Origin of the sequence: Devriesea agamarum (assembly GCF_900070355.1) — a bacterium.
Classification (GTDB): Bacteria; Actinomycetota; Actinomycetes; order Actinomycetales; family Dermabacteraceae; genus Devriesea; species Devriesea agamarum.
This window is the reverse complement of sequence record NZ_LN849456.1, coordinates 2,747,201-2,758,448: the sequence shown is the minus strand read 5'-3', so window position 1 is coordinate 2,758,448 and position 11,248 is coordinate 2,747,201. Positions and strand designations below refer to the sequence as shown.

Sequence of the window (11,248 nt, the reverse complement as noted above, 5' to 3'; positions counted from 1 at the left end):
GTCATGGGCGTGCGAATGACTCGCACCGACGGATGGCTTCTATCGCCAACAGATGGCATCTATGGCCGGTTGTGGTCGACTGCGAGCCTGCTGCTTAAACCCGAGGGCGCTGCCTCCCGACGGCACTGCCTGGTGCGCGCCGACATCACGGATCAGTGTCGCTCCCAGCCCACCAAAAAATCAGTGGGTTTTGCATGCGAAAAATGGTTGAGTGTGGTCGAAGGCGACAGCTGTGTTGCTAGAACACCGTCATCTCACGATCTTGGAGCGCATTTCGCATGGGACACATTGACGTATCAGGCGTGTATTTCACGCTACCCGACGGCAGGGTCCTTCTTCGCGATGTCTCCTTCCGGGTGGGTAGCGGAGACAAGGTAGCTCTGGTTGGCGCGAACGGCTCCGGTAAAACAACCCTGCTAAGGCTCGTGGCGGGCGATCTCTCACCGAACCAGGGAACAATTACCCGGTCGGGAAACGTGCTGTTTATGCGGCAGATGGTTGGCACTCACCTGCAACCGGATGCAACAGTGACCGATCTCTTCCTCTCACTCGCACCGGCCAGAATCCAGCGCCTTTCTCACGCCATCGACGCCTGCGAACTCGAACTGATGGAGAACGGCGAGTCCGACGCGCTGCAAATAAAGTATGCGGCCTTGCTCAGCGACTTCTCAGATGCAGGCGGCTATGAGCTGGAGGTGTTGTGGGATAAGTGTTCAACCGCTGCCCTGTCATTGGGCTACGACAGAACGAAGCATCGCCTGCTCAGCACACTGTCGGGCGGTGAGCAGAAGCGGCTGGTCTTGGAATATCTTTTCACCTGCCCCGAACCCGTTCTTTTACTCGATGAGCCGGACAACTTTTTGGATGTTCCGGGAAAGATATGGCTAGAGAACCAAATCAAAGCCAGTGAGAAAACGGTTCTTTTTATTTCTCACGATCGCGAACTGCTCACGAACACTGCCAATAAGATCGTCAGTGTGGAACTCGGGTCCAGCGGCAATCTGTCATGGACCCACCCCGGCGGTTTTGCCACATTTCATCAAGCCCGCACGGAACGTTTTTCACGCCTGCTAGAACAGCGCAAACGGTGGGACGAGGAGCATGAGAAACTGCGGGCGCAGATGCTCATGTACAAGCAGAAAGCGGCCTACAACGCGGGGATGGCTAGCCGGTACCAAGCCGCCGTGACCAGGCTCCGCAAGTTTGAGGACGCTGGACCGCCGACGGAACAGCCCAAACAGCAGCGGGTTGCAATGAGACTGACCGGTGGACGCACGGCCAAACGTGCGCTGGTGTGTAAAAAGCTCACCCTGACCGGTCTAACTAAGCCGTTCGATGTCGAAGTGTGGTATGGCGAAAGGGTCGCCCTGCTCGGGCGCAACGGCACCGGTAAGAGCCACTTTCTGCGGCTGATCGCCGCCGGAGGATCTGACCCGGAACCGCAGCACGAGCCCGTCGGCGATTTCGTGTTAGAACCGGTTCAGCATTCTGGCGTTGCGAAGCTCGGTGCCCGGGTTCGGCCCGGTCTCTTTGTTCAAACCCATGCGCATCCGGAGCTCATGGGGCGCACGCTGCTGGATATTTTGCATCGGGGTGATCGTCACCGTACCGGGTTGGATCGTGGTCAAGCGTCCTCTGCTCTGAACCGATACAGTCTGGTGTCTGCCGCGGAGCAGCATTTCGAGTCCCTATCGGGTGGTCAGCAAGCTCGATTCCAAGTCCTACTCCTGGAATTGGCCGGTGCAACCATGTTGCTGCTTGACGAGCCGACCGACAATCTGGATATCCAATCCTGCGAGGCCCTGGAAGAAGGGTTGGAGCGTTTCCAAGGAAGCATCATCGCGGTGACCCATGACAGGTGGTTCGCCCGATCGTTCGACCGCTACCTCGAGATCGGTGAGGACGGCAGTGTCACGGAACTGTCGGAACCGGCGTGGTGAGGCTGGCATTGTGCTCGTGGCGGGTGTAAGTGTTCCTGCGGTTGTTGGTACCGGCGTGCGTGGCTGTTGTTGGTGCCGTCGGCCTCAGGGGCGACGCTCCGACAGACCGGTACGGATAGGCCAAGGACCGCACCGGTCTATCTGTGCCGACCTATCTGTGTCGACCCATCTGTGTCGGTCTATCCGTACCGGCCTATCTGTGCCGACCCGTAGTCAAAGCCCCCCATGTCAAAGCCCGTCGGGACCGATAACACCTGCGCTGATGGCTCGTCGATACCAAATGTCCAGGTCGCGCGGAAGTTCGGGCCGCTCGGCGCCCTGTACCCCAGCGAGAATAATTGAGGTCACCCGACCGGCAAGACGGATGCGAGTGGTAAATCCGCATCGGTAGCCGAGTCGCTCCATCCGGGATGGAACGTCGAGCTTCGCATCAGCAAGGACGCACAATCGGCTCCCCCCCCCCCGATCGGAGTGCCGGGCGCGCGGACCGCCAGACGACGTCCAGTGAGTCAGAGACCCCGCCGCGAGCACGGGCAGCGTTGTTCCACGGCGGATTCGTGACGATCACCGACCCGACATCCAGCCGGTCCCACCGGATGCGGGATGCGTCGCGCACTTCAACCTTGATCCGGACCCCGGCGCGTTCCGCGTTGTGTCGGGTGTTCTCTACCCGCGCCGGGTCAAGGTCACTTGCTCGACACGATATTCCGGGGTGCTGGAGACTCGCCTCAATGGCGATGGTGCCGTCACCACAGAATGGGTCGATCACACGGGTGTCCGCGGTGAGACCTGAGATCATGGCGAGGGCGGCCGCCGCCGGTGGGTGCAAGCTCCCGGGGCCGGTGTTGAGTTTATAGGGGCGTCGATGCAGCGGGGCAGCGCTCAGCCGCATCGCCACCTTCGCTGTTCCGTGTTTGATGAATAGGCGCACAGTGAGGTGGGGGCGCTCAGAAAGGGAGGTGTTCTCAGCTGTTCGCGCTAGATGCGTTCCGCCTAGTAGAGGTTGAAGCAGTTCACCGACAGCGTTTTCAATGTCGAATCGGCTGTATCGGTGTTCACCCTCGATGCTGGCGACCACGTCAAAAAAGAAGTCATCGGGAACCGGCCGCACGTTCTTGACCTGGCGCAGTGCTTTGCCCCAGTTGAGTTGACGGACCTGCTGGGCGAATCCGGCTACGGCATCCTTGGTGGCTCCAATATTCTGGATCGTGGAGACCACCATGAAGATGTCATCGACACTCCGTAAGTGAAGCAGATCTGATGGCGAGCCGTCATACTCGAATTTCACGTCGCGGTTGTCCATCCAGATACGGCGGGCACCTGGGAGGTATTTTTCGATCTCGGCGGCGGATACCCATTCGAGCCCGCGCACTGTACGCGCAATCAGCTCCATGTCCACACCCTAATACTGTTCGCCAAATCTCTCGCGGCTATAGGAGCCATATCTACGCTACATATCCCGACGCCAACGGCGACATAGCCCAGCGCCAGCGGCGAGCATATCACCATATCGCGTGGATGAATCGAGGAAACGCGCTGAGTGCAGCGCGAACACACCGCCCTCCAGAACGGACTATGCCACGGTAGGGACATTGGCCTGGCTAGATTACGTGACCCGTTAGTTCTTGACACACGCTAGTTGCGATCACGCGCTAGTTATCGTCACCCGTTAGTCCTTGACACGTACTAGTTATCGTCATCCACTAGTCGTCATCACGCGGCCGCCGACGAAGGTCAATTCGCAGCTCAATATGACGTACGCGTGGAGCACAAGGCGTATGCTGCGCTGGCTCACATGGCGACTGTTCTCTGGGGCATCGCAGTGTTTGCCATGATTGCTTCTCCTGCGGTCGCGTCTTTATTGGTCAAATTGTGGCGCCTCAAAAACAAATAACCCCGAGCTACCCATATGACACATAAATACCACATACGCGAGACTATGGTGCAGTCATCGCGCCTCATCACCTGTCCTGACGGATAGCGTCGTGGCACCGAGTCACCTCGGTGACGATGAACTTCAGGAAATACAGTTTATACAGGGTCAGTATCCGGCCTTCGCCACCATTTATCTTCTTGTATTACGTGGATGCCTTCCGACCTAAGGCGCATTGCCAGGTCGTCAAATCGAGCGTCTAACGAATTTGCAACGCTACGAGGTGGCAAAACCCTTCCGGTTTCATCGCTGTACGCTTTCCCCATATCTTTTCCCCAGGAAAGCAGCTCATGTTCCAGCTCTCTAGAGACGAGCTGGCGTACATCCGGATCATCTTTTCCGGGGACAGTTGACCTAAATATTGGCCAGTCGGTGTAGTCCCAACCAAAAGCTATGTCACGTATCAACAGACACCTCCGCATGAGGGGATACTAGCGATAATCGTCTTAGTGTTTTTAAAATAACTACAGATGTACTAAAGACGCGAGACTGCGGCGCGGTCAAGGCGCCTCATCACCTGCTCTACGCGCGGTCACCCGTCCTGCGCTCTGTCCCTGTCGTCACGAATTGCTTCGTGGTGCCGAATCACTTCGGTGACGATGAACTTTAGGAAATGCTCGGCGAACACAGGGTCAAGACCTGATTCTTCCGCTAAGGCCCTGAGCCTTGCCACTTGCTGTTCTTCCCGAGCCGGATCAGCGGGCGGCATCCCATGTTTCGCTTTGAGTCTGCCGACCCGCTGCGTGCATTTGAACCGTTCCGCCAGAATATTGACGAGCGCCGAATCAATATTGTCGATGCTCGCGCGCAGCTCCCACAGTTCCGCCAGTGCTGCCTCATGAGTATCGGCACGCGGCTGGATAGTTTCATGCGTAGATGTCGGCCGTTGAGAGGTGGCCTCGCTGTGAGCGTTCATGTGTTTATCCTCTGATCCGACGGATCCCATGACCTAGCTATGAGACGCCGGCGGCGTGCTCACGCGGTTTTGTCGTGACGCTCAACATCCTTTTGAGTCAGCATCAGTGGCGCCCGCCCATCGGTGACCACGCCTTCGGTAATGATCACCTTCGCGACGTCGTCTCGGGATGGTACCTCAAACATGACAGGCTGGAGCGTCTCTTCCAAAATAGCGCGCAGTCCGCGAGCACCCGTCCCGCGTTCAATGGCTCGATCAGCAATCGCCCGCAACGCGGCCTGGTCGAAATCGAGCTCGACCCCATCTAGCTCAAACATTTTGCGGTACTGCTTGGTGAGCGCGTTGCGCGGCTCGGTCAGGATGCGCACTAACGCTGGCCGATCCAGATTGGTGACGCTGGTGATGACCGGGAGGCGTCCAATAAATTCTGGGATCAACCCGAACTTCAGGAGGTCTTCCGGCACGAGCTGATCATATATTTCCTGCTCATCCACGGGAGACTGCAATTGGGCGCCGAACCCGATACCAGTTTTCCCGGTGCGCGCGGAAATAATGTCTTCAATTCCCGCAAAGGCACCGGCGACAATGAACAGGACGTTGGTGGTGTCGATTTGGATGAACTCTTGATGCGGATGTTTGCGCCCGCCCTGCGGCGGCACCGCAGCAACCGTCCCTTCAAGGATCTTCAAAAGCGCCTGCTGAACCCCTTCGCCTGACACATCGCGGGTAATGGACGGGTTTTCGCTCTTCCTACCTATTTTGTCGACTTCGTCGATGTAAATAATGCCTTGTTCGGCTTTTTTCACGTCGTAATCGGCAGCTTGCAGAAGCTTAAGCAGAATATTCTCGACGTCTTCACCGACATAGCCAGCTTCGGTCAGCGCGGTAGCATCGGCCATCGCGAACGGCACATCTAGCATTCGGGCCAGGGTCTGGGCGAGATAGGTTTTACCACACCCCGTCGGGCCGACGATCAGCACATTGGACTTAGCAACATCGACATCTTCGCCACGCTCAGCTTGCTGCTTCTCGCTGACCGGCCCGGTCGGTTTCGTGGCCGCACGCACCCGTTTGTAATGGTTGTACACGGCGACGGCGAGCGCCTTTTTAGCGCTCTCCTGAGCGACGATGTACTGCTCGAGGAAGTCGTAGATTTCGCGTGGGCGAGGCAGTTCAGCCAGCGGCTCCTGCGCCGGAGCCTGAGCTTGCATCTCTTCTTCGAGAATTTCATTGCACAGCTCGATGCACTCATCACAGATGTACACCATCGGGCCAGAGATCAACTTCTCGACCTGTTTTTGCGATTTGCCGCAAAACGAGCACTTGAACACGTCAGCGCTGTCCCCTGCCCGTGTCATGCGCAAGATCCCTTCATCTCGTCGACGTGCCCAGCCGTCACTGCGGCCACGTCTTAGACCGCCAACCTATCGCACCAAGCTGGCTGATACCCGCTCACGACATGCCCACCGCAAGTGTTCTCGGCATTGTCGGCAGCTGTTCTTGGAATCGTAGGGACGTAGTGCGTGGGATGCGCGGCAGTAGACGCATGCCGTCATATACGACGCCTGCCGCTGCACCGGCGATCACCTCGCGCGGTACAGCGGCAGCACATAGTTAGCGGCGGATCTGCGGAGTCTGCGCTTTGCGCGACTCCAGGACCTGATCCACCATTCCGTAATCCAAAGCAGCCTGGGCGGTGAGGATCTTGTCGCGTTCGATATCGCGGTTGATCTCTTCTTTTGCCCGGCCAGTGTGCCGCGCCAAGGTGAGTTCCAGCCAGTCCCGCATCCGCATAATTTCGTTGGCCTGGATCTCGATATCGGAGGCTTGGCCGCCGCCCTGGCCGCCCATGGCGGGCTGGTGGATCAAGATCCGCGCGTTCGGAAGAGCTAGACGCTTACCCGGGGTTCCCGCAGCAAGCAACACCGCAGCAGCGGAAGCGGCTTGCCCTAGGCAGACCGTGGTGACATCAGGCTTGATGTACTGCATGGTGTCGTAGATTGCGGTCAAGGCGGTAAATGAACCACCGGGGCTGTTGATGTACAGCGTAATGTCGCGATCTGGGTCCATAGATTCCAAGACCAGCAGCTGGGCCATGATGTCGTCAGCGCTGGCGTCATCAACCTGCACCCCGAGGAAAATAATGCGGTCCTCAAAAAGCTTGGTGTAAGGGTCCTGGCGCTTAAAACCGTAGGCCGTGCGCTCTTCGTACTGGGGAAGGATGTAGCGGGACGACGGCGCAGCCTGCGCTGGCATCCCTACACCCGGGCCGTACATGCCCTGGGCACCGCTGAATGACCCGTAGGTGGAACGGGGATCAATAGTCACGTTGCTCTCCTCGCTTTTCGCGTCGTCCGTCAGTTCTCGCCGTGCTTACGACCAGCAGCCGCCGATCCTTCGGCCCCGCCACCACCGGAGACATCCTGCGAGGCGTTGACGATGCGGTCAATAAAGCCGTATTCCAAAGCTTCGGTCGCGGTAAACCAGTGGTCGCGATCCCCGTCAGCGATGATCTGCTCGACGCTCTTGCCGGTCTGTTCGGCGGTCAGCTCAGCCATTTGCTTCTTCATCGACAAGATCAGATCAGCCTGGATTTTGATCTCCGAGGCGGTGCCCCCGAGCCCACCTAACGGCTGGTGCATCAAAATCCTGGTGTGCGGGGTCGCGTATCGCTTGCCCTTAGTTCCCGAGGACAGTAGGAACTGCCCCATCGAAGCAGCCATACCCATCGCAACCGTGACGACGTCGGGTTTGATGTACTGCATGGTGTCGTAAATGGCCATACCTGCGGTGATCGAGCCGCCAGGGCTATTGATATAGAGGTAAATGTCCTTATCCGGGTCTTCCGCTGCGAGCAGAAGCATCTTGGCGCAGATGGCGTTCGCGTTTTCGTCCCGCACCTCTGATCCGAGCCAGACGATGCGCTCTTTCAGTAGGCGCTGGTAGACGTTGTCGTCGAGACCCATGGGCGCATCACCATGAGCGGCTGAGGGCTGCTGTGTGGTCACTGCATACTCCTTGATCGGGGCGGTCCGGGCGAGTCGGCCGATCGACCCGCTGCAACGTTGATCACGACTCTATGCGGTGGCACCGACATTTCAGCAATGAGAATGCCCCCTGTTCGCCATCGGCGCAGTGTCTTGCCGGTTTTACCCAACGTTGAGCCTCCCGCTTGGTTCGCGGCGTTGCTCCCACCCATTCTTCGGGCCTCCTTTCACGCAGCCTTCAACAAGCCTTCCGAGCACCCCGAGATCCAGACCTGGCCCCTCACTACCTCTTTGATTCAGCCTCTGGGCGCCCTACGTCGCCTCAAGCCCAGCCTCGTGGGTCTTGGCCGGGGCTTCCACCTTGCATCAAACAACATTTCGACCTATTTACGAAATAGATCCTATGCAGATTGTGGATCGTGTACCGGACCTCAAGGCTCGGCAAAGCCACACAGGTATCCAAGCCCTAGATATGACACACCAGCCACCAAAACCAAAAGTTTGGTCAAGTCGCCTGACCGGGTGATTCAAATTTCTTCAACTGGGCATGGCTCGCTCCCTAAGGTGAAACATGTAGCCGCCAGAGACCAGCTTGATGGCCTCGTCGTTCACCAGGGCATTTTGTCCGAAGAACAGTGCGAGTCCGGCCCAGCGCAGCTGACTAGAAACGAACAACCACGTGTCGGGTACGACCCGTCCGGGCGACCAGTCAGGCCGCCGACACCGGAAGGAAACATCGTCACATGTCGAAGCACAATACGCACCGCGCCGCAGGTCGCGCCCTCACCCCGGTCAGCGGGGTTGCTGGCACAGCCGCTAAAGGTTTCGGTGGGGCGGCAGTTCTCGGCGGTTTAATTGCCGCGGGCTCAGGCGTTGCCGCCCAGGCGCAGACCACGTCCGTCCCCGCCGCGCCGCAGGTGAATGTGGCGGCCTCCGCGCCCGTCGCAGCAGCCGCCCCCGCCTATGCGAACGCTAAGCCTCTGGTGGCCCCGGCCGGTCCTCGTATGCTCTGGGGTTCCCGCGGCGATTCGGTGCGCGACCTGCAAAAGGCGCTTAACGATAACGATGCGAACCTTGCAGAAGACGGCATCTTCGGCCCCCGTACACATCGCGCGGTGATCAACTACCAATCCGAGAACGGTTTGCGGGTGGACGGTATTGTCGGCCCTCAGACTCGGGCATCGCTGGCGGGCAACGGCGGTGACACGGTCGAGGCGTCGTATTCGGCGCCCCAGCGTTCAACCTCGTCAAACACGATTGTCCGCGCGGCCCGCAGCCAGATCGGAACCACCTATCGCTACGGCGGCAATACCCCCAACGGTTTCGACTGCTCCGGCTTGGTGCGATTCGCCTATGCTCAGGCAGGAATTGATGTTCCCCGCACCTCGTACCAGCAGCGCGCCACCGGCACACGGATTTCTCAATCTGAGGCACGCCCCGGTGACCTTGTGGCCTACCCGGGCCATGTCGGGATCTATCTCGGCAATGGCAAAGTCATCGACGCGTCCCTGTCACAGGGCCGAGTTGTTGAGCGCCATATTTGGGGTAACCCGACGTTCCTCACTTTCCGCTGATCATCAAAGAAGCGTCTTTTGTAGGGTGAGCTACACAGCGTCGCTTTAGATGCGTCGCAAGCGCGTCAGCTGCCCAGCTGTAGGCCCCGGTCCTGGTTTTCGCGCCAGGACCGGGGTTTTCTGTTGCCTGTGTGTAAGCCAAAGTTCGCGGTCCCTCGGTAACCCAGGCCTCCCGGATCCCACACCAGCCGCACCTACTGTGACCTCATGCGAAGGGCCGCCCCAGTCGCAAGACCGGGGCGGCCCTTACACCTAGCCTCCGCAACAAATCCACCGGAAGCTGACGGTCAGCTCACTATCCGCGTGAGCTCACCGGGGTATTACTTCTCAGTTTCGTCCTTGCTAGCCGCCTTCTTGGCCGCAGGCTTCTTTGCCGGCGCTTTCTTGGCCGGAGCTTTCTTAGCAGCGGGCTTTTTCTCCCCGGCTGCTTCTTCCGACGCATCCTCGTCAGATGCCTTAGCCTTCTTGGCGCTCGCCTTCTTCGCCGGTGCCTTCTTAGCAGCAGGCTTCTTCTCGACGGGCTTCTCCTCGGCAGCTTCGGCGTCCTCGGACTGATCCGACGATTCCAAGTCCTCAGATTCCGCGTTTTCGGATTCTGCGCTGTCGGATTTCGCGTCCTCTGCCTTGGGCAGGTCGAGGTCAAGCACCTCGCCGTCGGCGTTCTTGACGGTCACCTTGCCGAGCGCAACATCCAGAGCCTTGGACTGAGCGACCTCGCGCACCATCATTTCGATCTGGCCCGACTGGGCAACAGCCTGGATGAAGGTATTCGGGTCCATGCCGTACTGGGCGGACATCTGCATCAGGTGGCTCATGAGATCCTCCTGGCTGACGTTCACCTCGTTCTCCTCAGCGATCACGTCCAGGATGAACTGAGCGCGCAACGCCTCCTCGGTCTGCGAACGAATTTCCTCGGCGTGCGAGTCGTCCTCAGACTTACCTTCGTTCTGCAGGTGGTTCTTGACCTCTTCATCGACGATCCCCTGGGGAACCGGAATCTCGAGGTCAGCAATGAGCTTGTCCAGCAGCGCAGTGCGGGCACGAGCGACTCGGCTACCGGCGACCGACTTTTCAACCTGCGTGCGCAGATCAGCCATCAGCTCGTCAACGGTGTCAAACTCGGAGGCCATCTCGGCGAACTCGTCGTTTACCTCGGGCAGCTCGCGGACCTTCACCGACTGCGCCGTCACCGTCACGTCGGCCTCTTCACCCGCATGGTCGCCACCGACCAGCTTCGAGGTGAAGGTGGTCGACTCGCCAGCGGACAGACCGATCAGAGCCTCGTCCAGACCCTCGAGCATGTTTCCTTCGCCGACGCGGTAGGAGACACCCTCGACAGATTCGATTTCTTCGTCACCGATCTTCGCGGTCATATCCAGCGACACAAAGTCGCCGTCTTCTGCGGGGCGGTCCACGCCAACCAGGGTGCCGAAACGTTCCTGCAGCTGGGTCAGGCGTGCCTGCACGGCGTCGTCATCGACAGCCGGTTCCTCGATCTCAATCTCGTAGCCAGCGAACTCGGGCAGGGTGATCTCGGGGCGAACATCGAGTTCAGCGGTGAAGACGAAATTGCCGTCCTCTTTGCCGTCCAGACCCGGAATCTCCTGCACCTCAACCTCGGGGCGACCGGCGGGACGAATATCTGACTCGGCGACAGCCTGCTGGTAGAAACCGGGTAGAGCCTCGTTGATGGCTTCCTGCATGATGGCGGCACGACCGACGCGCTGTTCGAGAATGCGAACAGGAACCTTGCCCTTACGAAAACCTGGAATCTGAACCTTTTCGGAGATGTCCTTGACGGCCTTGTCGACACTCGGCTTCAGCTCGTCGAAGGGAACCTCGACGGTGAGCTTGACCCGAGTCGGGTTGAGCTGATCAGCAGCGGTCTTCACTAGAGG

At 59.0% G+C, this 11,248-nt stretch carries 9 protein-coding genes; 2 read left to right on the top strand and 7 right to left on the bottom strand.

What is annotated here, in order from left to right; all coding sequences use genetic code 11:
* Positions 1–278 precede the first annotated feature (278 nt).
* A complete protein-coding gene (locus BN1724_RS11590; RefSeq protein ID WP_058235489.1) occupies positions 279–1,940 on the top strand; it encodes an ABC-F family ATP-binding cassette domain-containing protein in 1,662 nt (553 codons plus the stop codon).
* 228 nt (positions 1,941–2,168) lie between these two features.
* Here the strand turns inward: BN1724_RS11590 and BN1724_RS11585 are convergent, their stop codons facing one another.
* The 6 genes from BN1724_RS11585 to BN1724_RS11560 all read right to left on the bottom strand — a co-directional run bounded on the left by BN1724_RS11585 (position 2,169) and on the right by BN1724_RS11560 (position 7,755).
* Positions 2,169–2,387 (bottom strand): hypothetical protein, encoded by a 219-nt coding sequence (locus BN1724_RS11585; RefSeq protein ID WP_058235488.1) that lies wholly within the window; start codon positions 2,385–2,387, stop codon positions 2,169–2,171.
* Positions 2,371–3,333, bottom strand: a complete 963-nt coding sequence (locus BN1724_RS11580; RefSeq protein WP_058235487.1) for a methyltransferase — start codon at positions 3,331–3,333, stop codon at positions 2,371–2,373. Before BN1724_RS11580 ends, BN1724_RS11585 begins: the two co-directional genes overlap by 17 nt.
* A gap of 1,072 nt (positions 3,334–4,405) precedes the next feature.
* Positions 4,406–4,789 carry a chorismate mutase gene (locus tag BN1724_RS11575; protein ID WP_084253026.1) on the bottom strand — a complete coding sequence of 128 codons (384 nt, stop codon included), beginning with the start codon at positions 4,787–4,789 and terminating at the stop codon, positions 4,406–4,408.
* A 59-nt stretch (positions 4,790–4,848) separates the two neighbouring features.
* Positions 4,849–6,147 carry an ATP-dependent Clp protease ATP-binding subunit ClpX gene (gene clpX, locus BN1724_RS11570; RefSeq protein ID WP_058235486.1) on the bottom strand — a complete coding sequence of 433 codons (1,299 nt, stop codon included), beginning with the start codon at positions 6,145–6,147 and terminating at the stop codon, positions 4,849–4,851.
* Positions 6,148–6,403: 256 nt separating this feature from the next.
* Positions 6,404–7,066 (bottom strand): ATP-dependent Clp protease proteolytic subunit, encoded by a 663-nt coding sequence (locus BN1724_RS11565; protein ID WP_084253167.1) that lies wholly within the window; start codon positions 7,064–7,066, stop codon positions 6,404–6,406.
* Between the two features lie 80 nt (positions 7,067–7,146).
* On the bottom strand, positions 7,147–7,755 hold the full coding sequence (locus BN1724_RS11560) for an ATP-dependent Clp protease proteolytic subunit (RefSeq protein WP_058235998.1): 609 nt from the start codon (positions 7,753–7,755) through the stop codon (positions 7,147–7,149).
* Positions 7,756–8,519: 764 nt separating this feature from the next.
* Between BN1724_RS11560 and BN1724_RS11555 the strand changes: the two genes are divergently transcribed.
* Complete coding sequence (locus BN1724_RS11555) at positions 8,520–9,350, top strand: C40 family peptidase (RefSeq protein WP_058235485.1); 831 nt, start codon at positions 8,520–8,522, stop codon at positions 9,348–9,350.
* 320 nt (positions 9,351–9,670) lie between these two features.
* Here BN1724_RS11555 and tig read toward each other — a convergent pair whose 3' ends face one another.
* Complete coding sequence (gene tig, locus BN1724_RS11550) at positions 9,671–11,242, bottom strand: trigger factor (RefSeq protein ID WP_058235484.1); 1,572 nt, start codon at positions 11,240–11,242, stop codon at positions 9,671–9,673.
* Positions 11,243–11,248: the final 6 nt, after the last annotated feature.

Coding starts and splice junctions, on each gene's coding strand:
- BN1724_RS11560 (WP_058235998.1), bottom strand. CDS start 7,755: ATGGGTCTCGACGACAACGTCTACCAGCGCCTACTGAAAGAGCGCATC.
- BN1724_RS11590 (WP_058235489.1), top strand. CDS start 279: ATGGGACACATTGACGTATCAGGCGTGTATTTCACGCTACCCGACGGC.
- clpX (WP_058235486.1), bottom strand. CDS start 6,147: ATGACACGGGCAGGGGACAGCGCTGACGTGTTCAAGTGCTCGTTTTGC.
- BN1724_RS11555 (WP_058235485.1), top strand. CDS start 8,520: ATGTCGAAGCACAATACGCACCGCGCCGCAGGTCGCGCCCTCACCCCG.
- BN1724_RS11580 (WP_058235487.1), bottom strand. CDS start 3,333: ATGGAGCTGATTGCGCGTACAGTGCGCGGGCTCGAATGGGTATCCGCC.
- BN1724_RS11575 (WP_084253026.1), bottom strand. CDS start 4,789: ATGAACGCTCACAGCGAGGCCACCTCTCAACGGCCGACATCTACGCAT.
- BN1724_RS11565 (WP_084253167.1), bottom strand. CDS start 7,066: ATGTACGGCCCGGGTGTAGGGATGCCAGCGCAGGCTGCGCCGTCGTCC.